The organism is Enterobacteriaceae endosymbiont of Plateumaris consimilis, from assembly GCF_012563145.1.
Lineage (GTDB): Bacteria > Pseudomonadota > Gammaproteobacteria > Enterobacterales > Enterobacteriaceae.
In genome coordinates, this window is the sequence record NZ_CP046230.1 from 486,856 (window position 1) to 512,724 (window position 25,869).

26 protein-coding genes are annotated in these 25,869 nt (G+C 18.5%); 15 read left to right on the plus strand and 11 right to left on the minus strand.

Features of this window, described 5'->3' with window-relative positions; translation table 11 throughout:
* Positions 1–35: 35 nt before the first annotated feature.
* The 5 genes from mutM to rpmH form a co-directional block, all read right to left on the minus strand.
* Complete coding sequence (gene mutM / locus GJT81_RS02315) at positions 36–851, minus strand: bifunctional DNA-formamidopyrimidine glycosylase/DNA-(apurinic or apyrimidinic site) lyase (RefSeq protein WP_169785712.1); 816 nt, start codon at positions 849–851, stop codon at positions 36–38.
* Between the two features lie 15 nt (positions 852–866).
* Positions 867–2,231: a tRNA uridine-5-carboxymethylaminomethyl(34) synthesis GTPase MnmE gene (mnmE, locus tag GJT81_RS02320; RefSeq protein WP_169785713.1), complete on the minus strand. Its 1,365-nt coding sequence runs from the start codon at positions 2,229–2,231 to the stop codon at positions 867–869.
* A 22-nt stretch (positions 2,232–2,253) separates the two neighbouring features.
* Complete coding sequence (gene yidC / locus GJT81_RS02325; RefSeq protein ID WP_169785714.1) at positions 2,254–3,846, minus strand: membrane protein insertase YidC; 1,593 nt, start codon at positions 3,844–3,846, stop codon at positions 2,254–2,256.
* A 146-nt stretch (positions 3,847–3,992) separates the two neighbouring features.
* A complete protein-coding gene (gene rnpA, locus GJT81_RS02330; protein ID WP_169785715.1) occupies positions 3,993–4,328 on the minus strand; it encodes a ribonuclease P protein component in 336 nt (111 codons plus the stop codon).
* 14 nt (positions 4,329–4,342) lie between these two features.
* The gene (rpmH, locus tag GJT81_RS02335; protein ID WP_169785716.1) at positions 4,343–4,489 is read right to left on the minus strand and encodes a 50S ribosomal protein L34; all 147 of its coding nucleotides are present in this window, start codon (positions 4,487–4,489) and stop codon (positions 4,343–4,345) included.
* A gap of 232 nt (positions 4,490–4,721) precedes the next feature.
* On the opposite strand from rpmH, the gene dnaN reads away from it, so the two are divergent.
* Positions 4,722–5,840, plus strand: a complete 1,119-nt coding sequence (dnaN, locus tag GJT81_RS02340; RefSeq protein WP_169785717.1) for a DNA polymerase III subunit beta — start codon at positions 4,722–4,724, stop codon at positions 5,838–5,840.
* 82 nt (positions 5,841–5,922) lie between these two features.
* The gene (gene gyrB, locus GJT81_RS02345) at positions 5,923–8,331 is read left to right on the plus strand and encodes a DNA topoisomerase (ATP-hydrolyzing) subunit B (RefSeq protein WP_169785759.1); all 2,409 of its coding nucleotides are present in this window, start codon (positions 5,923–5,925) and stop codon (positions 8,329–8,331) included.
* A gap of 149 nt (positions 8,332–8,480) precedes the next feature.
* On the opposite strand, the gene rpoZ is transcribed toward gyrB, so the two are convergent.
* From rpoZ to GJT81_RS02360, 4 genes are all read right to left on the minus strand, one after another.
* Positions 8,481–8,741, minus strand: coding sequence for a DNA-directed RNA polymerase subunit omega (rpoZ, locus tag GJT81_RS02350; RefSeq protein WP_169785718.1), 261 nt, complete (start codon positions 8,739–8,741; stop codon positions 8,481–8,483).
* Positions 8,742–8,787: 46 nt separating this feature from the next.
* Positions 8,788–9,414 carry a guanylate kinase gene (gene gmk / locus GJT81_RS02355; RefSeq protein WP_169785719.1) on the minus strand — a complete coding sequence of 209 codons (627 nt, stop codon included), beginning with the start codon at positions 9,412–9,414 and terminating at the stop codon, positions 8,788–8,790.
* A 514-nt stretch (positions 9,415–9,928) separates the two neighbouring features.
* Positions 9,929–10,096, minus strand: a complete 168-nt coding sequence (locus GJT81_RS02530) for a metallopeptidase TldD-related protein (RefSeq protein ID WP_425591452.1) — start codon at positions 10,094–10,096, stop codon at positions 9,929–9,931.
* A gap of 440 nt (positions 10,097–10,536) precedes the next feature.
* Complete coding sequence (locus tag GJT81_RS02360) at positions 10,537–10,809, minus strand: hypothetical protein (RefSeq protein ID WP_169785720.1); 273 nt, start codon at positions 10,807–10,809, stop codon at positions 10,537–10,539.
* Between the two features lie 111 nt (positions 10,810–10,920).
* Between GJT81_RS02360 and ppa the strand changes: the two genes are divergently transcribed.
* The 6 genes from ppa to infA all read left to right on the plus strand — a co-directional run bounded on the left by ppa (position 10,921) and on the right by infA (position 18,449).
* The gene (ppa, locus tag GJT81_RS02365) at positions 10,921–11,451 is read left to right on the plus strand and encodes an inorganic diphosphatase (protein ID WP_169785721.1); all 531 of its coding nucleotides are present in this window, start codon (positions 10,921–10,923) and stop codon (positions 11,449–11,451) included.
* Positions 11,452–11,954: 503 nt separating this feature from the next.
* Positions 11,955–12,122 (plus strand): hypothetical protein, encoded by a 168-nt coding sequence (locus GJT81_RS02370; RefSeq protein ID WP_169785722.1) that lies wholly within the window; start codon positions 11,955–11,957, stop codon positions 12,120–12,122.
* 1,168 nt (positions 12,123–13,290) lie between these two features.
* Positions 13,291–14,577, plus strand: a complete 1,287-nt coding sequence (gene eno / locus GJT81_RS02375) for a phosphopyruvate hydratase (RefSeq protein WP_169785723.1) — start codon at positions 13,291–13,293, stop codon at positions 14,575–14,577.
* 83 nt (positions 14,578–14,660) lie between these two features.
* Complete coding sequence (locus tag GJT81_RS02380; protein ID WP_169785724.1) at positions 14,661–16,376, plus strand: ATP-binding cassette domain-containing protein; 1,716 nt, start codon at positions 14,661–14,663, stop codon at positions 16,374–16,376.
* Between the two features lie 51 nt (positions 16,377–16,427).
* Positions 16,428–18,206: an ATP-binding cassette domain-containing protein gene (locus GJT81_RS02385; protein ID WP_169785725.1), complete on the plus strand. Its 1,779-nt coding sequence runs from the start codon at positions 16,428–16,430 to the stop codon at positions 18,204–18,206.
* Between the two features lie 24 nt (positions 18,207–18,230).
* On the plus strand, positions 18,231–18,449 hold the full coding sequence (infA, locus tag GJT81_RS02390) for a translation initiation factor IF-1 (RefSeq protein WP_168867783.1): 219 nt from the start codon (positions 18,231–18,233) through the stop codon (positions 18,447–18,449).
* 68 nt (positions 18,450–18,517) lie between these two features.
* On the opposite strand, the gene trxB is transcribed toward infA, so the two are convergent.
* Entirely contained in the window at positions 18,518–19,483 is a 966-nt protein-coding gene (gene trxB / locus GJT81_RS02395; protein WP_169785726.1) for a thioredoxin-disulfide reductase, read from the minus strand.
* A gap of 196 nt (positions 19,484–19,679) precedes the next feature.
* Between trxB and serS the strand changes: the two genes are divergently transcribed.
* Positions 19,680–20,969: a serine--tRNA ligase gene (gene serS / locus GJT81_RS02400; protein WP_169785727.1), complete on the plus strand. Its 1,290-nt coding sequence runs from the start codon at positions 19,680–19,682 to the stop codon at positions 20,967–20,969.
* Positions 20,970–20,996: 27 nt separating this feature from the next.
* Here serS and argR read toward each other — a convergent pair whose 3' ends face one another.
* Complete coding sequence (gene argR, locus GJT81_RS02405) at positions 20,997–21,467, minus strand: transcriptional regulator ArgR (protein ID WP_169785728.1); 471 nt, start codon at positions 21,465–21,467, stop codon at positions 20,997–20,999.
* Positions 21,468–21,768: 301 nt separating this feature from the next.
* On the opposite strand from argR, the gene rplM reads away from it, so the two are divergent.
* From rplM to cgtA, 6 genes are all read left to right on the plus strand, one after another.
* Positions 21,769–22,194: a 50S ribosomal protein L13 gene (gene rplM / locus GJT81_RS02410; RefSeq protein ID WP_169785729.1), complete on the plus strand. Its 426-nt coding sequence runs from the start codon at positions 21,769–21,771 to the stop codon at positions 22,192–22,194.
* Between the two features lie 13 nt (positions 22,195–22,207).
* Complete coding sequence (gene rpsI, locus GJT81_RS02415) at positions 22,208–22,594, plus strand: 30S ribosomal protein S9 (protein ID WP_211080528.1); 387 nt, start codon at positions 22,208–22,210, stop codon at positions 22,592–22,594.
* Positions 22,595–22,744: 150 nt separating this feature from the next.
* Positions 22,745–24,001 carry a UDP-N-acetylglucosamine 1-carboxyvinyltransferase gene (gene murA / locus GJT81_RS02420; RefSeq protein ID WP_169785730.1) on the plus strand — a complete coding sequence of 419 codons (1,257 nt, stop codon included), beginning with the start codon at positions 22,745–22,747 and terminating at the stop codon, positions 23,999–24,001.
* A 115-nt stretch (positions 24,002–24,116) separates the two neighbouring features.
* Positions 24,117–24,428: a 50S ribosomal protein L21 gene (rplU, locus tag GJT81_RS02425; RefSeq protein ID WP_169785731.1), complete on the plus strand. Its 312-nt coding sequence runs from the start codon at positions 24,117–24,119 to the stop codon at positions 24,426–24,428.
* 19 nt (positions 24,429–24,447) lie between these two features.
* Positions 24,448–24,705 (plus strand): 50S ribosomal protein L27, encoded by a 258-nt coding sequence (rpmA, locus tag GJT81_RS02430; RefSeq protein WP_169785732.1) that lies wholly within the window; start codon positions 24,448–24,450, stop codon positions 24,703–24,705.
* Between the two features lie 94 nt (positions 24,706–24,799).
* Entirely contained in the window at positions 24,800–25,813 is a 1,014-nt protein-coding gene (cgtA, locus tag GJT81_RS02435; protein ID WP_169785733.1) for an Obg family GTPase CgtA, read from the plus strand.
* Positions 25,814–25,869: the final 56 nt, after the last annotated feature.

Consider the following 25,869-nt stretch of genomic DNA (forward strand, 5'->3'; position numbering starts at 1 on the left):
AAAAAGATTTAATTAACTGAATATTTTATATAAGATTATATTTGACATACAGAACAAAAAAAAGTACTTCTATTTCTATGAATCATTTTTAAAATTTTTGTTTTACATATTTTACATAATTTATTATTTCTTTTATATACAAATAAAAATTTACTATAATTTCCTTTTCTACCATAAGGATCAATATAATTATATATTGAAGTTCCACCATTTTTTATAGATTTGTACAAAATATATTTAATATTTTTAACTAAAATACTAATTTCTATAAAAGTTAAAGTATTAGCCTTCCTATAAGGTAATATTTTTGATATGAATAGTGATTCACTAGAATATATATTTCCAATACCTACAACTATTTCATTCATCATTAATAAAACTTTTATAGGTATTTTTTTTTTCTGAGTAATTCTATATAAATACAAACTATTAAATGTATTTGTAAGAGGTTCAGGACCTAATTTTTTTATAAAAATACTATTTTTATAATGTTTACTATTATACCATATCCAAAAACCAAATTTTCTAATATCTGAATAACGTAATATGATATGATTATTAATAACTAAATCTATATGATCATATGTCTTTATTTTTTTATTATTTTGAATAATTAATAAATTACCTGTCATACCTAAATGAATAATAATTGAATTATTTTTTAAAATAAATATTATGTATCTACCTCGACGTTTTATATTTATAATTTTTTCATTACTAATAGAGATAATTTCTTGTGGTATTAAATATTTTAATTTTCTATTTCTTATAATAGAATAATTAATATTATTACCTTTTAAATAAGGATAAATAATATTTTTAATAACTTCTATTTCTGGTAGTTCAGGCATTTTAAATAAATAAATTTATTTACCAATACAAAATTTAGAAAAAATACTTTCTAATAATTTTTTAGATGTAAATTTTCCTGTTATATTATCAAGTTCTATTTGAGCTAATTTTAAATTTTCTGATAATAGTTCAATTGGAGAATCAATCGATGAAAATATTAATTGTCCTGTTTTAATATATTTGAATACTGTTTTTAATATATCAATATGTCTCGTTCTTGAAGTAAACATATCTTCAGTATTATGAATATTCGTAATATTATTTTTAATATAATTTATTAATAGAGATATACCTTTTTTAGTTTTAACTGATAATTTGATAGTAACAAATTCATTATTTGTCACAATTTCAGAATGATTATGTGTTAAATCTATTTTATTTTTAATAATAATTATTGGTATTTTTTTTTTAAAGTTACTTAAATAATTATTTATAATTTTTGATAAATTATTGTTGGATATATTATCATTTACTATTAAAAATATATAATTTGTTCTATTAATTTCATTAATAGTTTTTTTTATTCCAATATTTTCAATCTTATTCTTAGTATTTCTAATTCCAGCTGTATCAATAATTTGTATTGGAATAGAATTAATATAAATTTTTTCATATAAAATATCTCTAGTAGTACCTGGAATATCAGTAATAATAGATACATCTCTTTCAGAAAGTAAATTCATTAAACTAGATTTACCAGAGTTAGGAGGTCCTATAAAAATAATTTTTATTCCTTCTCGAATATTTATTCCATTATCAACATGCTTTATTATTTTTGACAAATCATTTAATATTTTTTTTAATTTAATTAAAATATCTACTTTATATAATTTTATATCATTTTCTTCAAATTCAATAAAAAATTCAATATCAGTCCTAAGATTAATAATAGTTTTTGTAAATTTATTTAATAAAAATGAAAATTTTCCATTTAATAAATTCATAGCAGAAAAAACAGCTGTTTTAGAATCAGCTAAAATTAAATCACTAATTGCTTCTGCTTGAGTTAAATCTATTTTTTTATTTAAAAAAGCTCTTTCTGTAAATTCTCCAGGTTTTGCTATTCTGATACCAGGAAAGGTCATAATATATCTAATTAGTAAATCTAATATTACAGTACCACCATGACATTGTAATTCAAATACATCTTCTCCTGTAAAAGAATTAGGTTTTGGAAACCATAATGCTATTCCTTTATCTATTACTTTATTTTTATAATAAAAAGGTAAGTAATATGCATATCTAGGTTTCATATAAGATATATGTAATATTTCTTTTATTACATTAATAGAACAATTTCCTGATATTCTTATAACTCCTATACTACCTTTACCTAAAGGAGTTGCTCTAGCAACTATTGTATCTGTATTTTTTTGCATTATTTAATAAAATTAAATATAATTATTTATATTTAGAATAAATAATTTTTTGTTGTATTATTGTTAATATATTACTTATAATATAATATAAAACTAAACCAGAAGGAAACCATAAAAAAAATAAACTAAAAAAAATTGGCATTATATTCATAATATTTTTTTGCATAGGATCATCATATGTATTTTTTGATGTTTTTTGAATAAAATACATAGTAATACTCATTATTATAGGTAATACATAATAAGGATCTTGAGATGATAAATCTTTAATCCAAAAAATAAATGGAGCATGACGTAATTCTACAGAATTTATTAACATATAATATAATGCTAAAAATATTGGCATTTGTATTATAAATGGTAAACATCCACCTAAAGGATTTAGTTTTTCTTTTTTATATAATTTTATTATTTCTTGACTTAATTGATGTTTATTATTTGAATATTTTTCTTTAATTATCTTAATTTTTGGTTGTAAAATACGCATTTTAGCAATAGTAATATATTGTGTTCTAGATAAAGGATACATTATAATTCTTACTATTAAAGTAATAGCAATTATAGCTATACCCCAGTTACCTAATAATTTATTTAATAAATTAAGTAATTTAAATAATGGTTTAGATAAAAACCATAACATTCCATAATCAACAGTAAAATCTAAAAATGGTGCAATTTCTGCCATTTGTTCTTGAATTTCAGGACCAATCCAAAGAGTAGATAATAAAATTTTTTTATGTTTAGGAAAAATTATATTTGTAGATGATTTAAATTTTATACCTACAGTATTATTATCAATTTTTTTTGTATATATTATATTATTTTTATTTTTAGGTAAAATCCAAGCAGTAACAAAATATTGTTGTAACATAGCAATCCATCCTTGATTAGAGCTAATTCTAATATTTTTATTTTCTAAAACATCATTAAAAGTATGTTTTTTATATTTATATTTTTCAGTTGAATAAGCTATTCCTCTAAATGCTTTAGACATATTATTTTTTTTATTTAAATATTTTTGTGGTATATTTACAGTTTGTTTAATTTCACCAAATATTCCTATTTCTATAGGTTTATTACTTTTATTAAAAAATTGTTGTTCTATATTTATAGAATAATTTTTTCTTTTAAAAATAAAAGTTTTGACATATAAAATATTATTTTTTAAAAAAAATAAAGGAACTTTTAGTATATTTTTATATTTTTTTAATTGAAAAAATTTTTTATCCGTAAAAAAAATAGGATGAATAAAATTATTTTCAAAATTATTTTTATTATTTTGAAAAATACCACTATTTACTTGATAAGTAAAATCTAAATTTTTACTTAATAAAGTAAATAATTTTTTAGAATGTAAATTTTCTGAATAATTTATTAATTGTACTTTATCAATATTTCCACCATTAGGATCAATAAATAATAAAAATCTATTAGTTTTAACTATAATTTTTTTATTTTTATATAAATTAATCTGTTTAAAATTATCTTTTGTAGTATTTTGATATTTTATATGTTTACTATTATTTACATAATTATTTATTTTTTGCCAATTAAACCAAATAAAAATACTAATCAAAACAAAAGTAATAATAATAATATTTCTTTGTGAATCCATTATTTAATTTTCTCTATTATTTTTAAATATATTAATTATGAAATTTCTACATAAATTTATATTAATAATAATTTATTTTTTATTAAAAATTTTACATATTTATAATATAAATTCATTATTTAATGATAAATTATTATTAATCAATATTATATATTCCATATTTTTTTTAAATATTTTTTAAAATTAATATAATTAATATTCATTAATTTTTTATTTGTTAATATAACAATAAAATCTCTAATAGGTAATTTATATTGATTTAAACGAAAATATTCACGAATAATTCTTTTTATCTTATTTCTAATATGTGATTTATTAATAATTTTTTTAGGTATTATTATACCTAATCTTGAATATTGTAATATGTTTTTTTTACTTAAAATAGTGTAATACTTATTACTTTTTTTATATGGTTTGTCAAAAATAAAATTAAAATGACATGATAATAAACGTTTTTTTTTAGAAAAATTTAAATTATCCATTTAAATTTTATAACTTACCTTTTATCAGATACACTTAAATAAATTCTACCTTTAGCACGACGCCTATTTAAAATTTGTCGTCCATTTTTTGTAGACATTCTAACTCTAAATCCATGAACTCTTTTTTTTTTTATTATAGATGGTTGAAAAGTACGTTTCATTATACATACCCAATTAAAATTATATTATTTATCATTATTACATAAATAAAAATATATTTATATAATTTTAATAAAATTAATTATTTTAATTTATAATTAATATTATTGATTAATATAATTAAATTAATGTATAATGATTCTATGTTATTTAACAATAAAGAATAGATCATTTTAATATTTTTAAACTATATAATAATATTTAAAATTTTAAATAGAAGTTATTTGTGTAAATATGAAATATATTATTATTAATAGAGAACAATTAATAATTCCATTAAAAAAAATCGTGAGTATTATTAATAATAGACCAATAATACCTATTATTAGTAATATTTTAGTAAAAGTAAAAAATAATAATATTTGTTTCAAAAGTACTAATCTAGAAATAGAAATAACTACTTTTTTACAAAATTTACAAAATAAATATAATTTTTCTATTACTATCTCAGGTAAAAAATTTTATGATATATGTAAAAGTTTTCCTAAAAATTCTAATATAAATATATTAATTAATGATCATAATCAAGTAATAATTTCATCTAATAAATGTAAATTTATTATGTCTACTTTACCTTCTACAAATTTTCCAATAATTGAATACTGGGAAAGTCAATTAGAATTTTTTTTAACAAATAAAATATTAAAAATGTTAATAGATGCAACATATTTTTCAATAGCAAATCAAGATGTAAGACAATATTTAAATGGAGCATTATTCCAAATTAAAAATAATACATTATATATGGTTTCTACTGATGGACATAGATTATCAATTTGTAATATTTTAATAAATGAAACAATAATAAATTATTCAGTTATAATTCCTAAAAGAAGTATAGTAGAATTACTACGTTTGCTAGATAATAATAACGATATAGTAAAAATTAAAATAAATAATAATAACATTAGTTTTAATTTAAAGAATTTAAAATTTACATCTAAACTTATTGAAAATTCTTTTCCAGAATATACAAAAATTGTACCTCAAAATTTTTATAAAATTATTAAAATAAATAGAATACTTTTAAAAAATTCTTTAATTCGTATTTCTATTTTAGTTAATAAAAAAATAAAAGGTGTAACATTATTATTTAATAAAAAATATTTAAAAATATTGGGAAGTAATATTGATAATGAACAAGCAGAAGATATTTTAAATATAGAAGAAAAATTTAATGATATTAAACATGATATTGAAATATCTTTAAATATTGAATATTTAATAGATGTATTAAATACACTAAAAAATAAATATATAAAAATTTCATTAATAGATTCTATCTCTAGTATAAAAATAGAAGATTTTATTGAAAATAATAAAATTTATTTAATCATGCCGATGAGAATTTAAAAATTTACTTAATAGTTTGTATTATTAATTAATATAATTAATATTATAAAATTATTTAAAACATAAATGAGAGTTAGATTTGATAAATAATAATTATTATGATTCATCTAGTATAAAAATATTAAAAGGACTTGATGCAGTAAAAAAAAGACCTGGAATGTATATTGGAGATATAGATGATGGTACTGGATTACATCATATGGTATTTGAAGTAGTGGATAATGCTATTGACGAATCTTTATCTGGTTATTGTAAACATATTAATGTTACAATACATAATGATAATTCTATTTCTATTAAAGATGATGGTAGAGGTATTCCTACTGGTATTCATAAAGAAACAAATACATCAGCAGCAGAAGTAATTATGACAGTATTACATTCTGGAGGAAAATTTGATAATATATCATATAAAATATCCGGTGGATTACATGGAGTTGGAATTTCTGTAGTAAATGCATTATCTGAAAAATTAGAATTAATCATTAAAAGAAATGGTAAATTATATAAACAATTATATTATAATGGAATACCTCAATCCAACATAAATATTGTAGGAAAAAGTACAGAAACTGGAACTCATATTCGTTTTTGGCCTAGTAATAAAATTTTTACTAAAATTAAACATTTTGATTATAGAATCTTATCTAATAGATTAAGAGAATTATCATTTTTAAATTCAGGAATTTCTATTACTATTAAAGATGAAAATAATAATAAACAAGATAATTTTTGTTATAAAGGTGGAATTAAAGCTTTTATAAAATATTTAAATAATAAAAAAGCTATTCATAAAAAAATTTTTTATTTTAATGTCAAAAAAAATAATATTAATATTGAAGTTGCTATGTTATGGAATAATTCTTTTAAAGAACGTATATATTGTTTTACAAATAATATTCCTCAATTTGATGGAGGATCTCATTTAGTAGGATTAAAAACATCTGTAACAAGAACTTTGAAATCATATATAGATAAAGAAAGATATATTAAAAAAAATAAAATTAATACAATAGGTGAAGATACAAGAGAGGGATTAATAGCTATTATATCTATTAAAATTTCAGAACCTAAATTTTCTTCTCAAACAAAAGACAAATTAGTTTCTTCTGAAGTAAAATCTGCTGTAGAATTTTGTATAAATGAACAATTAATGTTTTTTTTATTAGAAAATCCAACAGATGCAAAAAATATAGTAGAAAAAATTCTTTATGCAGCAAAAGTTAGAGATGCTGCTAGAAAAACAAGAGAAATAACTCGTAAACAAAATTTTATAGAAATATCTAGACTTCCAGGAAAATTATCAGATTGTCAAGAAAATAATCCAAAACTATCTGAAATTTATTTAGTAGAAGGAGATTCTGCAGGAGGTTCAGCAAAACAAGGAAGAAATAGAAAAAATCAAGCTATTTTACCTTTAAAAGGAAAAATTTTAAATGTAGAAAAAGCTAAATTTAGTAAAATTATATCTTCTCAAGAAATTATTACTTTAATTACAGCTTTAGGATGTAATATTAATTCTGAAAATTATAATTTAGAAAAATTACGTTATCATAATATAATTATTATGACAGATGCTGATGTTGATGGTGCACATATTAGAACTTTACTTTTAACTTTTTTTTATCGTCAAATGCCAGAAATTATTAAAAAAGGTTATATTTATATAGCACAACCACCTTTGTATAAAATTAAAATAGGTAATAAAGAATCTTATATTAAAAATAATGAAGATATGGAAAATTTTCAATTAAATATAGCTTTAAAAAAAGCAGCATTTTATTTTAAAATGATACAAGAAAAATTGTCTGGAAGCAAATTATTTAGTTTAGTAAAAGAATATAATAATTTTAAAAAATTAACAAAATACTTAAAACATCGTTTCACATTTAAAATATTACATTCACTACTATATAATCCTCCTTTAAATAAGTTAGATTCTTATGAAAATGTTGATTTATGGTTAAATAATTTTATTTTTTATTTGAATAGTAAATTTACTAATATTGAATATTCAGGTTATATAGTAAAAAATTCAGAATTAAATATTTTTGAACCAATAATTTATGAAAATAAATATGGAAATAAAAGTGATTATTTTTTAAGTAAAAATTTTATTAATAGCAAAGAATATCAAAAAATTTGTTTTTTAGGTAAAAAATTATATTTATTAAAAATAAATAAAATTTACTTAATAAAGAATAATGAAAAACATAAATATATATCTTCTTTTGAAGATGGATTGAAATGGTTATTTCAAGAATCTAAAAAAAGTTTTACTATTCAAAGATATAAAGGTCTAGGAGAAATGAATCCAAATCAATTATGGGAAACAACAATGAATCCTTTAACTAGAAATATGCTAAAAGTTACTATACAGGATGCAATGAATGCAGATAAATTGTTTTCTACATTAATGGGTGATGAAGTAGAACCAAGAAGACTATTTATTAAAAATAATGCTTTAAAAGCAATAAATATTGATATATAAAATATATGAATAAATATAAAATATTATAATCATATAATTTAAGGTGATTTATATATTGTAATTAAATTATTATTATATGAAAATCATATAATTATAATTAAAATTATTATTTAGATAATATTTTTTATGTTAATAAAAATATATTTGTATTAATAATAATTAATAGATTTAATTTTAACAGAATATAATTTTTGATCTTCAATATGTTCATAATCATTTAAGATTTTTTTATTTATTAATCCTTGTTCAATTTCTCTTAATGCTAGAACTGTTGTTTTATCATTTTTTTTAGATAATAAAGGACTTTTACCTCTTATTTGTATTTGTCTTGCTCTTTTTGCAGCTATAAGAACTAAATCAAAACGATTACCAATTTTTTTTATTGCATCTTCTACAGTTAATCTAGCCATTTTAAACCTATATATAAAATATATAATAGAAAAAAATAAATTTAAATTATTCATTTAATAATTTATTAATGAAAATATTATATATATTGAATTGTTTTTTTATTTTTAAATGTTCTGCATAAATAATATTTTTCAAATCAAATATTGCATCATTAATATTATTATTAATAATTAAATAATCATATTCATAAAAATGATATATTTCTTTTTTTGATTGTAACATACGTTTATTAATTATATCTATATGATCTTTACCTCTGAGATTTAATCTTCTATATAATTCTTTGATTGATGGAGGTAGTATAAATATACTACAAACTTGAGAAATTTTTTTTCTAACTTGTTTAGCACCTTGCCAATCAATATTTAAAAAAATATCTGTATTATCTTTTAATATATTCTTAATATTTTTTTTAGGAGTACCATAATAATTTCCAAAAACTTTCGCATATTCTAAAAATTCGTTATTTATTATCATTTTTTGAAATTTTTTTTTTGATATAAAAAAATAATCTTTATTATTTATTTCACCTATACGTTTAATTCTAGTTGTATATGAAATTGATAATTTTATATTAAATTTTAATTTATTATTTTTTAATAATAATTTTAAAAGAAAAGATTTTCCAGTTCCACTAGGTGCAGAAATGATAAATAAATTACCTGTAGTCATAATTTTATTCAATAAATATTTATATATAATAATTATAATTATCCATAAAATATTATATTATAAATAATATTAATTATATAATATTTAAATTATAGAAATCAGACCAGTATTAAATAGCATTTTTCTTTTCAATATCATTACTAATATCTAAAATAGATAACCACATTTTTTTAAAATTTGAAAATATTATTATTTCATTAACTAGCAATTTAATTTTTCATTTACAACTCAAAATCCACATACACCACGAGAATAATTTACTGTAATATTATTAACTCATAAGATATTAATTCTGTTACAATTAAACCATTATTTATTTATTTGATTAAAATATTATAATTTATATTGTTTTTATTATTAATATACCAATTATATATTCCTTCAGAATATCCATTATTCTTCATATTTAATTGTTTTGATGTATAATTATTTAATAATCAAATTTTTAAAATTTCTTTTTTTACTATTATTAGTTTTTTACCCCTTTATTATCAAATGGTTTAAATCCTAAACCTTATAAAATATGAGGATTTTCTATAATATTTAACCATACTAGAAAAACTATTTTGTTTAATGAATTCAATAAAAATACTAATTTTTGATAAACATAATACTCATTAATTAATTTAACTAAATATTTAAATAAAGAAAATGAGATTTTATTTGAAAAAATTATTAGAATTTATTGAGTTTTTATTTTATGTGATCCTAATTTATTTAATGATTTGTATGTACTATATTTACCTAATATTTTAGCATAATATAAATTAGAAGAATATCTTGATATAGAAGAAAATAATGATATTTCATGTTATTATTTTCTTAAGCTATAACAGATAGATATAATGAATAATATGTAGAAATATACTTTCATAATACTCTTAAACTATTTCAAAATATACAAATTATTGCAAAAATATTGAAGTTTTCTCCACTACTATTAAGATATTTATCTATATTTAATGAAATTTTTTATTTTCTTTCAGAAAAAAAATATATTTCATATTATCTATATTACAAATATGAAAAAGACCTAAATTTATATTTTTAAAAGCTAATAATTGCTATTTAGGTAATCCTAAATATTTATCATAAGCTGTATAATTACTTAAATTAATTGCATTATATATAGTATTTTTTTATATTATTCATAAATAAATTGTTTGTTTTAGCAAATCTTTTTTGACAATTTTTATAAACATTAATAGAAAATAATTCATTATTATAAAATTCTAATATCTCTATTATTTTATAACGAACATTAATATTAAATCTAATTGTTTTTTTAATTATTATTTCAAAATTTTTATTTTCTTTTTTAGTTAACATTACAGAATTTAACATTTTAGATTCTAATTTAGAACGTTGTTTTATAAGTTGTGAAAATATTTTCATTTTTTTATTTTTTGTTTTATTTTACATTAATTATATATTACTCTTTGACATAATGAATATATATTTGTTATTATTTTATGTATTTATTATTTCAGATTAAAATAATATATTATGAATTTAAATAAAGTATCATCTGGAAATCAAGTACCAAATGATATTAATGTAATCATTGAAATATCTTCTAATTCAGAACCAATAAAATATGAAGTAAATAAACAGTTAGGAGTATTATTTGTTGATCGTTTTATTTCTACAACAATGTTTTATCCTTGTAATTATGGTTATATAAATAATACATTATCTTTAGATGGAGATCCTCTTGATGTATTAGTATATACTCAATATTCTATTTTACCAGGATCTGTTATTAGATGTCGTCCTATTGGATTATTAAACATGACAGATGAATCTGGAAAAGACATTAAAATAATAGCTGTACCACATAAGAAGATTTCTCAAGATTATAATAATATTAATAGTATTGATGATTTATCTATTTTATTAAAAAATAAAATAGTTCATTTTTTTAAACATTATAAAGATTTAGAAGATGGTAAATGGGTTAAAATTAATAAATGGGAAAATGTAGATGTTGCTAAAAAAGAAATTTTATTATCTATTAGTAGAATGAATAAAAAATAATAATTTTATTAAGGATATTTTTTATATATAATTAAAATTATTATTAATTTTTTTAAATAATTAAAATTACATTATTTATATATTTAAAATGTAAATTTAAAATTTACATTTTTTTTAAAAAAATAGATTTTATAAAAAATATTAATTATTTTTGATACTTATATATTTAAACGTAATAAATGTTTTTTATTTATATTTTGTAAAAAAATTAATTATAAACTATATTTTTATTATTAAATATATAATTTCTTCTTTAAATAAAGGAATAATTACTGTTTGATTTACATACATTCTTAAAAATAAAGATTTACAAATAACTTTTTATATTTTAAATATATATTTGAATAAAAATTCAGAAATAAGTTTTACTTAACGTAAAGAAATATTTTTTATAAATAATGATGATGAAGAAAAAATTTACATCTTAGAAATTATGAAAGATTTATAAACATAAAAATATTTCATTATAATAATTTTACTACTGATTTTATATATTCTTAAATATGAAAAAAAACAAAAAATATTTTAGATTACACATTAAAGTTATTTTTTATCATATTACTAATAATATAAAAAAATATATAATTAATTTAGAAAACAAAAGAAATAATTTAATATTAGTAGAAATAGGTGTTACGGTTAAAGAGATGGAATTTTTTTCCATTGTTTAATGTTATTCGTCAAATTTTAATATAAGCAAAAAAAAATAAAATAATTTATATTTATTTAACTTTATATATCATATATAAAAATTATTAAACAAACAAAAATAAAACTTACATAATATTTTATAAAAAAATTATTATAAATAAATATTTAATCAAAATATTTTAACTTATTTATTTAATTATATATGTCTAAGTTTGAACAAATTTAAATTGTTTATTTTAAAATTTATTAAAAAATTATGATTTCTATAAAAGATATTAATTCTATATATAAATAGATTTTCATAAAAAATTAATATTGGATAATTACATATGTAATAAATTTGAATTTAATATATTAAATACTAAACTGACTAAATATAAAAAATTTTAATAAAGAACTTAATTTTAAATATTATTTTTTTATTATTATATCAAAAAGTATATTAAATTATCAGATGTACATAAATTAGTGATAGGAAATTTTTTAAAATATGAAAAATAAAAAATTAAATTTACATTTGTACTAATTTTAAATTATTAAATAATTAAAGAACAGATTGTAATAAATAAATTTGATAAAATTTTAATTCATGATAGTTTTATTATAAAAGTATTAAAAAAAATTTAAAAAAATAAAATATGTAGGAAAAAATAATATTCATTATGTTGAAATATATTTAGAAATTCATGCAGCTTTAATTTAATTTTCACTAAATGTAGTTAGAATAATTGACAAAAATTTAGTTAGACTTAATTCAAATTATAAAAATCATATTATAAATATTAATTGATAAAAAAAATAATCAAAATGATATAAATATCAATTTTATTATGAAAAACTTACTAAGTAAAATGAGATTAAGTAATTAATAATGTAAATTTAATTTATTCAGTTTCTCATATCAATTTTATAATAACAAATTGTGTTATTGTAAGATATCATCATATATATGAAATAAATAATTTATTAATTAATAAACTTATTAAGTATAATTTATTAATAATAGAAAAATCAAAAAAATAATTATTTATTGAAATTATAAAATTTTTAATTTTACATGATTTATTAGTTATAAATTACATCCATAATTTATTTCTAATTCTCATATATCTATTATTTATATAGTTTTTTACTAAAGCTTTTATGAAAAAAAATTAACTTTGAATTGAATTTTAAATAGGATAAAATATGTCTAAAATAAAAAATATTATTGGTAGAGAGATAATAGACTCTAGAGGTAATCCAACTGTTGAAGCAGAAGTACAATTAAATAATGGATCTATTGGTATAGCTTCAGTACCATCTGGTGCTTCAATTGGTTCTAAAGAAGCTATAGAATTACGTGATAATGATCAAAATCGTTTTTTAGGTAAAGGAGTACTAAAAGCTATTAATTCAATTCATAAACATATAAAACAAATTTTAATAAATCAAGATTCATTGGATCAATCTAATATTGATAATCTTATGATCAATTTAGATGGTACCGAAAAAAAATATGTTCTTGGAGCAAATGCTATTTTAGCTGTATCATTAGCAAATGCTAGAGCTGCTGCTATATTTAAAAAAATTCCATTATATCAACATATTTCTGATATAAATGGTACATCTAATGAATTTACAATGCCATTACCAATGATAAATATTATTAATGGAGGAAAACATGCAGACAATAATCTCGATATTCAAGAATTTATGATACAACCTATTTGTGCAAAAAACATAAAAGAAGCAATTAAAATAGGATCAGAAATTTTTCATCATTTATATCAAGTATTAAAATCTTATAAATTAATTACTTCTGTAGGAGATGAAGGTGGTTTTGCACCTAATCTAAATAAAAATAGTGATGCATTTGATATTATTGCAGAAGCTATAAAAAACTCTGGATTTATTTTAGGTAAAGATATTACTTTTGCTATTGATTGTGCAGCTTCTGAACTATTTGATAAAAATAAATATCATTTAAAAGGTGAAGAATTAAGTTTAAATTATAAAGAATTAACTGATTTTTTTTGTAATTTAATAAAAAAATATCCTATAGTTTCTATAGAAGATGGATTAGATGAATCTGATTGGAAGGGATTTGCTTACCAAACAAAAATTTTAGGTAATCAAATTCAATTGGTTGGTGATGATTTATTTGTTACTAATAAAAAACTTTTAAAAAAAGGTATAAATCTTGAAATAGCTAATGCTATTTTAATTAAACTTAATCAAATTGGTACTTTAACTGAAACATTATCTACTATTAAAACAGCAAAAAAAAATGGATATAAAGTAATAATATCCCATCGTTCTGGAGAAACTGAAGATACATTTATTGCAGATTTGTCTGTAGGTGTAAGTGCTGGACAAATTAAAACAGGTTCAATGAGCCGTTCAGAAAGAACATCTAAATATAATCAATTAATAAGAATAGAAGAACAATTAAATGGTTTTGCTCCTTTAAATATACACAATGTTATTAAATAAAAAATTTAAAATTTTAATTTTACAAATTATAAGTATCTTACTGATATATAGTATATAAAATATAATAATAAATAATTGTTATTATGAAAAAATATCAAGAAAAAAAAATAACAAAATGGTTAAATAAACAGAGTTCTTTTGCTAGTAAATTATTAAAATTATCTTTTTTATTAAATATTTTAAATATAAGTATAATAATTTTTCAAAATTGGATTTTAGCAATTCAGGTACAATATTTATTTTTTGAAATTAAAATAAATGAATTATTTTATTATTATATAATGTTAGTTTTGTGTTTTATATTTAAATCATTATTAAATATTATTATAAATAAAGTTAATTATAATTATAGTCAATTGATAAAAAACACTATTAGAAATAAAATTCTAGATAAATTTGAGCAAATTTATTTAGTTAATATAAAAAACAAAACTTTAGGTAGTATATTATCATTAATAATAGATCAAATAGAAAATATACAAGATTTTTATAATAAATACATACCTCAATTATTAGTATCTATTATATCACCTATAATAATATTAATTACAATATCATTTATTAGTTGGTTTGCAAGTGTATTATTAATAATAATTAGCATGTTTACTATATTTTTTATAATTTTAATTGGTAGTCAAACTGCTCAAAAAAATAAAAAAAATTTTAAAATATTATCTATATTAAATGGTTTATTTTTAGATAGATTATTAGGTATGGAAACAATACGTTTATTTAATATGAGTACAATAGAAATTAATAAAATAGCAATTTTTATTGAAAAATTTAGAAAAAAAAGTATGGAAATATTAAAAATAGCTTTTTTAACGTCTGCAGTTTTAGAATTTTTTTCCTCTATTGCATTAGCTTCCATTGCTATTTATTTTAGTTTTTCATATCTAAATGTAATTAAATTAGGTTTTTATGGAAAAAACATAACTATATTTAATGGTTTTTTTATATTGATTTTAACTTCTGAATATTTTCAATATTTTATTAATTTAGGTTTGCTTTATCATATTAAATCTAAATCTATAGGTGCAGCAGATTTAATTTTACAATTTTTAGAAAATAATCCTACAAAATTTTTTATAAAAACAAACAATATACCTTTTAATGAAAAAAATATTTTTATTCAAGCTAAAAAATTAATAGTAAAAAATATAAAAGGAAATATACTAATAGGTCCTATTTCATTTAAAATTTTTCCAGGAGAACATATAGGAATAATCGGTCCTAGTGGTTGTGGAAAAACTACATTATTTAATGTTTTTTTAGGATTTTTACCATACAACGGATCATTAAAAATTAATAATATTGAATTAAAAAATATAAATTTATATGATTGGTATAAAAAAATATCTTGGGTAGGACAAAATGCTAGTCTACCTGGTAAGACAATAAGAAAAAATTTATTTTTTGATAAAAATATTGATACAAATAAAATACAAAATATAATTAAAATTATAAAAATAAAAAGTTTTTTAAAAAATTTTCCTGATGGACTAGATACAATTATTGGGGAACAAAATATAAGATTATCAGTAGGACAAATACAAAGGATAATTGTAGCAAGAGCTTTAATAAAAAATCATAATTTATTACTATTAGATGAACCTACTGCAAACATTGATATGAATAGTGAAAGAGATATTATAAATTCTTTATATAATTATCTACATAAGAAAACAATGTTAATAATAACACATAAATTATATCAAGTGAAATTTTGTAATCAAATTTGGGAAATGTATGATGGAAAAATTATAAAAAAAATAGTAAATGATAGAATCATTAAATAAATTAATAAACACAGTAAAAAGTTTTAATATAAAAATTAGGAGTCAAAACAAATGTTTTATTTATTATATTTTTTTAAAAATCATAAAAAATATGTAAAAATTCTTTGTTTTGGTATATTATTAACAATTATTACTAATTTAATGAGTATTTCTTTATCAGTTATATCTGGTTGGTTATTAACTTCTACTTTTTTATTTAAATTTATAGTTAATAGTATTAATTATAATTATATTGTTCCTTCTGCTATAATTAGAATTATTTCAATAATAAAAACTGTAGCAAAATATTTTGAAAAAATTATTAAACATGATAGTACTTTAAAAGTATTGAAAAATTTAAGAAAAATGATATTTTGTAAAATTTTTCCTTTATATCCTTCTAATTTACAACATTTAAATAATAGTGATATATTAAATACATTAATTTCAGATATTGAAACTTTAGATCATTTATATATACAAATTTTATCACCTATTATTAGTTTATTTATAACTATTATAATTATATTAATTAATTTAAGTTTTTTTAGTTTTAAACTATCTATTATAATTTGTTTAATTTTATTTTTTTCATTATTAATACATTCAATATATTTTTATAATTTAGGTAAATCTATTGGTAAAAATAATATTTATTACAGAAATAAATATTATTTCTATATCAGTAATTATCTATATTATCAAACAGAATATAGAATATTTGAAGGTATTAATATGATTAGAAAAAAAATTCATTTTTTAGAAATACAATGGCAAAAAATACAATGTAAAAAAAATAATTATAACGCACAATCACAATCAATAATGATTATTATTAATGGAATTAATATAATAACTTTATTAATATATAGTAATTTTTATTTATCTAATAATTTAAATTCTAAATTTTATATTATATCTTTTTTACTTTGTTTAATTACATTATCTAATATGTTATTATCTATAAGTAATATTTTTCATAATATTAGTGAAGTATTATTATCAGCTAAAAAAATTTTTATGATTATAAATCAAAAACCCATTATAAAATTTACTAAACAAAAAAATTTTTTTACAAAAAAAAATAGTAATATTATTATTAATATTGATAATATTTCTTTTAGTTATCCTCAACAACCTTTATTAATTTTAAAAAATTTATCTTTATTAATAAAATATAATGAAAAAATAGCTATCACTGGCCATAATGGTTGTGGTAAATCAACATTATTAATGTTATTGACTAGAGCTTGGGATCCTATTAAAGGAATTATATATTTAAATAATATTAATTTAAAATTATTAGATTCATCTATTTTAAGACAAAATATAAGTGTAATAAATCAACGTATATATCTTTTTAGTGATACATTAAAAAATAATTTATTATTAAATAACCAAAATAATTGTAATATTAATTATGAATTTTTAATAAAGATTATACGTCTTGTAGGATTAAATAAACTAATTGATAATAATAATAAAGGTTTAGAATTATGGATGGGTGAAGGTGGTAGAAGTTTATCTGGTGGAGAATTAAAAAGATTAGCTATTGCAAGAGCAATATTACATAATGGAAACTTAATATTATTAGATGAACCTACGGAAGGTTTAGATAATATTACATCTTATAATATTTTAAAATTAATATTTTCTATATTTAAAAAAAAAACAATAGTAATTATTACACATAACATTAATATTATAAAAAAAATGGATCTTATATATTTTATGGATAATGGTTGTTTTATTGAAAAAGGGCATCATAATGATTTAGTTAATAAAAAAGGAAAATATTGGAATTATATAAAAAATAATATAATAAATGACAAAAAAACATTTAAATATTAAATTAATAGTTAAGGAAATAAATTAATGTCTAAATTAGATAACATAGAAATGCAAGGAATAGTTTTAAATACATTACCTAATACTGTTTTTCATGTAAAATTAGAAAATGGACATACAGTTATTGCACATATTTCAGGAAAAATGAGAAAAAATTATATTAGAATTCTTACAGGAGATAAAGTTACTGTAGAATTAACACCGTATGATTTAAGTAAAGGAAGAATTATTTTTCGTAGTCGTTAAATTTAACTTATATTAAATATATATTCAAATTTTAAATTTAATTTTATAAATGATAATATATAAAATATTTAAAAAATTTTCCTTAAATAATTTTGAGCATCTAAAGCAGCCATGCAACCAGTAGCAGCTGATGTAATAGCTTGTCTATATACATTATCCATTACGTCACCAGCAGCAAAAATACCTGTAATACTAGTTTGTGTAAAATTAAAATTTTTTTTTGAAATATCATTAGTAATGATATATCCATCATTATTTAATTTTAATGAATTTTTAAACAAATTAGTATTTGGTATAGTCCCTATAGAAATAAAAATACCATATAAATTTATTATTTTATAATTTTCTATATTTTTTAAAGAAAAAATTTTTATTCCTGTTACTCCAGATTTATTACCTAATATTTCTTTTACTATATAAGGATAATGTAATTTAATATTATTATTTTTAACTTTATCAAATAACTTATTAATTAATATTTTTTCAGCACTAAAAAAAGATTTTCTGTGTATTACATGTACCTCTGAAGCTATATTAGATAAATATAAAGCTTCTTCTATAGCAGTATTACCACCACCTACTATAGCAATTTTTTTATTATGATAAAAAGATCCATCACAAATAGCACAAGAAGAAATTCCTTTACCTATAAATTTTTTTTCAGAATTTAATCCTAAAAATTTAGGTTTTGCTCCTGTAGCAATAATTAAACTATCACATGTATATTTAAAAAAATTTCCTGTTAAACAAAAAGGTTTTTTTTTAAAATTTACTTTTATTATATAATCATTTATTATTTTTGTTTTAAAAGATAATGCATGATTATATAAATTATTCATTAATTTATTACCAGATATATTAGGAAAACTTCCAGGCCAATTTTCTATATTCATAGTTTTCATTAATTGACCACCTATATCTATTCCAGTTATTAATATTGGATTAAGATTTGCTCTAGCAGAATATATAGCTGCAGTATAACCTGCAGGTCCAGATCCTAAAATTAAAAGTTTTGTATGTTTAGTATTGTTCATAATTTTTTTTGTAATTTTTATAAAAATTATTAAAAGTTATTAGTATTTATAAAATAAATATATTCATATATAAATAAATATATTAATAATATAACTTTTATTATAATATATAAATATATAATTTAATAATTTAATAATAATAATTATGAATTATTAATTAATTGTTATAATAAAATATGTAAGGTATATAAAATATATGTTAGATCCTAATTTATTTCGTTTTAATATAAAATATGTATCTCAAATGCTTAAAAAAAGAAATTTTGTATTAGATATTAATTTAATAAGTAAATTAGAAAAACAGAGAAAAATTTTACAAGTAAAAATAGAAGAATTACAAATAAAAAAAAAAAATAAATCTAAATGTTTAATAAAAAAAGATTCAGTTGATTTTAATTGTTTTAAGGATCAAATAAAAAAAATTAATGATAAATTATCTTCATTGAAAAAAAAATTAATAAATATAAAAAAAGATATAAAAAATATTTATGAAACAATACCAAATATTCCCTTAGATGATGTTCCATATGGAAAAAATTATCAAGATAATAAAGAAATAAAAAAATGGGGTAAAATTCCATTTTATAATTTTTCAATAAAAAATCATGTAGAATTAGGATCATTAAATAATGGAATAGATCTTGAATCTGGTGTTATTTTAAGTGGATCAAAATTTGTAGTAATGAGAGGATTAATAGCCTATTTACATAGAATTTTAATCCAATTTATGTTAGATCTACATGTTTTTTATCATAATTACGAAGAAGTCTATGTACCTTATATAGTTAAAAATAAAACTTTATATGGAACTGGTCAATTACCTAAATTTAGTGGTGATATTTTTCATATTGAATCAATAAATTATCATGATAAAAACCAATATTCTTTAATTCCCACAGCAGAAGTACCGTTAACTAATATAGTTTATAATAAAATTATACAAGAAGATAAATTACCAATAAAATTGGTAGCACATAGTCCATGTTTCAGATCTGAAGTTGGATCTTATGGAAAATATAATAAAGGTTTAATTCGTACACATCAATTTGATAAAGTAGAATTAGTACAACTAGTACGTCCTGAAGATTCTTTAAAAACATTGGAAATTATTACGCAACATGCAGAAAAAGTATTAAAACTCCTAAAATTACCTTATAGAAAGATGCTTTTATGTACAGGAGATATGGGTTTTGCTTCTAGCAAAACATATGATTTAGAAGTATGGTTTCCATCAAAAAAAAAATATTATGAGGTTTCATCTTGTTCTAACATGTCTGATTTTCAATCTCGAAGAATAAAAGCTAGATATAAAAAAACAAATAAAAATAAAAACATTTTTATTCATACATTAAATGGATCAGGATTAGCTGTTGGAAGAACTTTAGCTGCTATAATGGAAAATTACCAATTAGAAAATGGTAATATTAAAATACCTAAGATTTTAAATCCATATATGAAAAGATTTTCTTATGAAAGTAAAAAATAAAAATCTATTATTTTACATTAAAAAAATTTATTTAAATAAAATTTTTATATTTTTATACAAATTAATAGTTTTAAATAAACGAGTTGGAATAATAAAAATAGTATCATCTCCAGCAATAGTACCAAGAATTCCTTTTGATTTACCTAAAGAATCCAATAAACGAGCTATTAATTGAGCAGCACCAGGACTTGTATGAATAATAATTAAAATATCATTATAATCAATATCTAAAACTAAATTTCTTAATGAACTAGTCGTATTTGGTACACTTAAATCTAAGGGAAAACAATAAACCATTTCCATTTTAACATTTCTTGTTCTTATTGCACCAAATTTGGTTAACATTCTAGAAATTTTAGATTGATTAATTTTATTAAATCCTTGTTTTTGTAAAGCATGTACAATTTCAATTTGTGTACTAAAACTTTCTTCTTTAATTAAATTTTTAAATATTTTTACTAACATTTCTTCTTTTTTTTTTATAGAATTATTATGCATAAAATCACCAATAAAACAAAAAATAATATTATTTCTATATATAATGAAAATTATTAGTAATGTAGATATAACGTACTTATGAGTACGTTGATTAAATATTCATATATCAATTAATTATTATAATATAAAATGATTTAAAATGTCAATAATTATTGAAATATTTTTTATAAAAAATAAAAAATTTTAGTTATAAAGATAAATTGATTTTATTAATTAACTATATTATTATTTATATAAGTTAAATATTTTTTATAAACATTTTTTTATATAAAATATATATTTATATTTAGGTAATTTTTATATGTATCATTTTAAAAATAACATAAACAATCATCATAATTGGTATCTTATTGATGCTAAAAAAAAAATTTTAGGAAGATTAGCTACCGTAATAGCTCATTATTTAATGGGAAAACATAAAATAACTTATAGTCCTCATATAGATGGAGGAGATTACATCACTGTAATTAATGCAGAAAAAATTCAAGTTACAGGTAATAAAAAAAAAAATAAAATGTATTATAAGCATAGTGGTTATTCTGGAGGAATAAAAAAAATCTCATTAAATGAATTAATTAATCATTATCCTGATAGAGTCATAAAAAATGCAGTAAAAGGAATGTTACCTAAAAATAAAATAGGTTATTTAATATTAAATAGATTAAAAATTTATTCTGGAATAAAACATAAACACATAGCTCAAAAACATTATATTTTAAATATTTGATAGGATCACTATAATGATTAAAAATTATGCAACAGGAAGAAGAAAAAGTTCTTCTGCTAGAATATTTATTAAAAAAGGCAATGGATCTATTAATATAAATAATAAGTCTTTAAATAAATATTTCTCTAGAAATACATCTAGAATGATAGTATTACAACCTTTAGAATTATTAAAAATTAATAATATATTAGATTTATATATTACAGTAAAAGGTGGAGGAATTTCAGGACAAGCTGGAGCTATACGTCATGGAATTACTAGAGCTTTAATTAAATATAATAATCTTTATAAAGAATCATTAAGAAAAGCTGGATTTATTACTAGAGATGATCGTAAAGTAGAACGAAAAAAAGTGGGATTAAAAAAAGCTAGAAAAAGTCCTCAATTTTCTAAACGATAAAATAATAATTAATATAAAAAATATTTATATGTATTATAAATAAATATAAATTTATACATCTAAAATTATTAATTATTTAATTCTAAATAGATTTAGTTTTTTATAGTTGTTTTTAAAATTTTAAAAATTTTTTTATAGAGAATAATTATAATGGATAAATTTATTATTAAAGGACCTGTAAAACTTAAAGGAAAAGTAATTATTTCTGGTTCTAAAAATGCAGCATTACCAATATTATTTGCATCACTTTTAATACCAGACATAGTAGAAATAAAAAATGTTCCTAAATTAAAAGATATTGATATAGCAATAAAAATTTTAATCAAATTAGGAGTAAAAGTTAAAAGAGAAAAATCATTAATAATAAATGCTAGTAATATTATAAAATATAATCCACCTTCTTATTTAATTAAATCTATTAGAGCATCTATTTGGATTTTAAGTCCATTATTAACGAGAATAGGAAAAGTTAATATATCATTTCCAGGTGGGTGTTCTATTGGTAATAGGCCTATTGATTTACATATAAACAGTTTAAAAACATTAGGAGCAAATATTTATGTAAAAAAAAATTATATTAAAGGATATATTAAAAAAAAATTTAAAGGTAGTATTATATATATGAAAAATATTAGTGTAGGAGCAACTATTACTATAATATTAGCAGCTACATTAGCTTCTAATATTACAATTATAAAAAATGCTGCTAAAGAACCAGAAATACAAGATTTAGCTAATTTTTTAAATATAATGGGAGCTCATATACAGGGTGCTGGTACAGATAAGATTATTATTGAGGGTGTAAAAAAACTAAAAGGAGGTGTTTACACTATTATATCTGATCGAATAGAAACAGGAACATTTTTAATAGCTGCAGCAATATGTAAAAGTAAAATATTATGTGAGAATACTAATCCAAATAATTTAAATATAGTTTTAAATAAATTAAAAAAAACAGGTGCTGAAATTAAAAAAGGAAAAAATTGGTGTAGTATTAATATGCATGGTCAAAGACCAAAATCTGTAAATATAATAACAGGACCTTATCCTAATTTTCCTACCGATATGCAATCACAATTTGCATTACTAAATTTAATTTCAACAGGTATTAGTACTATTAAAGAAAATATTTTTAAACATCGTTTTATGTATGTACCAGAATTAATACGTATGGGTGCAGATATAACTTTAAAAAAAAATATATTAAAATGTAAAGGAATTAAATTACTTTTTGGTAGTGAAGTTATAGCAACTGATCTAAGAGCTTCAGTAAGTTTAGTATTAGCTGGATGTATTGCTTCTGGAACTACTATTATTAATAATATTTATCATATAGATCGTGGATATGAAAATATTGAAAATAAACTTTCTAGTTTAGGAGCAAATATTAAAAGAATAAAATACTAAAATATTTATAATAATATATAAATTTTAAAATTAATAATAGATTATCAATAGAATATTATTCTAAATATTAGGGTATTAATTTTATATTAAATTTTTAATAAATAAGGAAATATATATGTATGCTATTTTTATTAATGGTGGAAAACAATATAAAGTTATGGTAGGACAAACTATAAAATTAGAAAAACTTAAAGGTAATATAGGAGAAAAAATTAAATTTAATAATGTATTATTAATATGTAATAAAAATAATTTAAAAATAGGACAACCATTGATTACAGGAGCATCGATAACAGCTGAATTAATTTCTCATAAGAGAGATAAAAAAATTAAAATAGTTAAATTTCATAGAAGAAAACATTTCCATAAAGTTCAAGGACATCGTCAATTTTTTACTACTATGAAAATAATTAAAATTAAAAACTAATATATAAGAGGTATTATATATGGCTCATAAAAAAGCTGGAGGATCTACAAGAAATGGTAGAGATTCACACTCTAAAAGGTTAGGTATAAAACATTTTGGTGGAGAAAAAATACAAGCAGGATCCATTATTGTACGCCAAAGAGGAACAAAATTTCATGCAGGTGAAAATGTAGGATGTGGTAGAGATCATACTTTATTTGCTATAAAAAATGGAATAGTAAAATTTATCACTAAAGGAATCAAACATAAAAAATATGTTCATATAATTACTATATAAAACTTTTTATTTCTTTTTAATAATATTTGAACTATTTATTTATACAATAAATTAAATTTGTATTATTTAAAATATTATTTTATTTGGAGTAATAGTGAAATTTTTTGATGAAGCAATAATATTTGTACAAGCAGGTAAAGGAGGAGATGGATGTATTAGTTTTCTTCGAGAAAAATATATACCTAAAGGTGGACCTAATGGTGGAAATGGTGGAAATGGGGGTAATATTTATTTATTAACAGATCATAATCTTAATACATTAAGTAAATTTCATTATAAAAAAAATTATTTAGCTGAAAATGGATTTCCTGGTAAAAAAAATCAATGTACTGGTAAAACAGGAAAAGATTTAATATTGACTGTTCCAATAGGAACTAGAATTATTGATGTTAAAAAAAAAATAATATTAGCAGATTTAAATAAAAATAATCAAAAAGTTTTAATTGTTCACGGTGGTAAATATGGTTTAGGAAATATAAATTTTAAAACTTCTATTAATAGATCTCCATATCAAAATACAAATGGTAATTTGGGTGAAACAAAAATTTTAAAATTAGAATTAATTTTAATAGCTGATATAGGAATGTTGGGTCTACCAAATACAGGAAAATCAACTTTTGTTAAGACAATATCTAAAGCAAAAACTAAAATTGGTAATTATCCATTTACTACAATTGAACCTATATTAGGAGTCGTTAAAAATAATATTGGTAATTCATTTTTAATAGCAGATATTCCAGGAATTATTAAAAATGCTACTTTAGGTAAAGGTTTAGGTTTAAATTTTCTAAAACATTTAGAAAGATGTCAATTATTATTACATTTAGTTGATATTTCTAATGTAAATAGAATTATTAATAATATTAATATTATTAATAATGAATTAAAGAAATTTAATCAAAATCTTTTTTTAAAAGAACAATGGTTAATTTTTAATAAAATTGATTTATTAAAAAATGAAAAAAAAATTGATATATACATTAAAAAAATATTAATAAAATTTCAATATATAAAAAAATATTATTTAATATCATCTAAAAAAAAAATTGGTATAAAAAAATTATGTTATAATATTTTTGAATATATAAAACAAAATTATAATAAATAAATTTGATTTCATTAGTCTTTTTATACATTAAATATAATTTGTTTGGATCATAAAAA

What these genes read in the sequence shown, in the direction of transcription:
- mutM (WP_169785712.1), bottom strand. Translation starts at nt 851, where the DNA reads ATGCCTGAACTACCAGAAATAGAAGTTATTAAAAATATTATTTATCCT.
- mnmE (WP_169785713.1), bottom strand. Translation starts at nt 2,231, where the DNA reads ATGCAAAAAAATACAGATACAATAGTTGCTAGAGCAACTCCTTTAGGT.
- yidC (WP_169785714.1), bottom strand. Translation starts at nt 3,846, where the DNA reads ATGGATTCACAAAGAAATATTATTATTATTACTTTTGTTTTGATTAGT.
- rnpA (WP_169785715.1), bottom strand. Translation starts at nt 4,328, where the DNA reads ATGGATAATTTAAATTTTTCTAAAAAAAAACGTTTATTATCATGTCAT.
- rpmH (WP_169785716.1), bottom strand. Translation starts at nt 4,489, where the DNA reads ATGAAACGTACTTTTCAACCATCTATAATAAAAAAAAAAAGAGTTCAT.
- dnaN (WP_169785717.1), top strand. Translation starts at nt 4,722, where the DNA reads ATGAAATATATTATTATTAATAGAGAACAATTAATAATTCCATTAAAA.
- rpoZ (WP_169785718.1), bottom strand. Translation starts at nt 8,741, where the DNA reads ATGGCTAGATTAACTGTAGAAGATGCAATAAAAAAAATTGGTAATCGT.
- gmk (WP_169785719.1), bottom strand. Translation starts at nt 9,414, where the DNA reads ATGACTACAGGTAATTTATTTATCATTTCTGCACCTAGTGGAACTGGA.
- GJT81_RS02360 (WP_169785720.1), bottom strand. Translation starts at nt 10,809, where the DNA reads ATGAAAATATTTTCACAACTTATAAAACAACGTTCTAAATTAGAATCT.
- ppa (WP_169785721.1), top strand. Translation starts at nt 10,921, where the DNA reads ATGAATTTAAATAAAGTATCATCTGGAAATCAAGTACCAAATGATATT.
- GJT81_RS02370 (WP_169785722.1), top strand. Translation starts at nt 11,955, where the DNA reads ATGAAAAAAAACAAAAAATATTTTAGATTACACATTAAAGTTATTTTT.
- eno (WP_169785723.1), top strand. Translation starts at nt 13,291, where the DNA reads ATGTCTAAAATAAAAAATATTATTGGTAGAGAGATAATAGACTCTAGA.
- GJT81_RS02380 (WP_169785724.1), top strand. Translation starts at nt 14,661, where the DNA reads ATGAAAAAATATCAAGAAAAAAAAATAACAAAATGGTTAAATAAACAG.
- GJT81_RS02385 (WP_169785725.1), top strand. Translation starts at nt 16,428, where the DNA reads ATGTTTTATTTATTATATTTTTTTAAAAATCATAAAAAATATGTAAAA.
- infA (WP_168867783.1), top strand. Translation starts at nt 18,231, where the DNA reads ATGTCTAAATTAGATAACATAGAAATGCAAGGAATAGTTTTAAATACA.
- trxB (WP_169785726.1), bottom strand. Translation starts at nt 19,483, where the DNA reads ATGAACAATACTAAACATACAAAACTTTTAATTTTAGGATCTGGACCT.
- serS (WP_169785727.1), top strand. Translation starts at nt 19,680, where the DNA reads ATGTTAGATCCTAATTTATTTCGTTTTAATATAAAATATGTATCTCAA.
- argR (WP_169785728.1), bottom strand. Translation starts at nt 21,467, where the DNA reads ATGCATAATAATTCTATAAAAAAAAAAGAAGAAATGTTAGTAAAAATA.
- rplM (WP_169785729.1), top strand. Translation starts at nt 21,769, where the DNA reads ATGTATCATTTTAAAAATAACATAAACAATCATCATAATTGGTATCTT.
- rpsI (WP_211080528.1), top strand. Translation starts at nt 22,208, where the DNA reads ATGATTAAAAATTATGCAACAGGAAGAAGAAAAAGTTCTTCTGCTAGA.
- murA (WP_169785730.1), top strand. Translation starts at nt 22,745, where the DNA reads ATGGATAAATTTATTATTAAAGGACCTGTAAAACTTAAAGGAAAAGTA.
- rplU (WP_169785731.1), top strand. Translation starts at nt 24,117, where the DNA reads ATGTATGCTATTTTTATTAATGGTGGAAAACAATATAAAGTTATGGTA.
- rpmA (WP_169785732.1), top strand. Translation starts at nt 24,448, where the DNA reads ATGGCTCATAAAAAAGCTGGAGGATCTACAAGAAATGGTAGAGATTCA.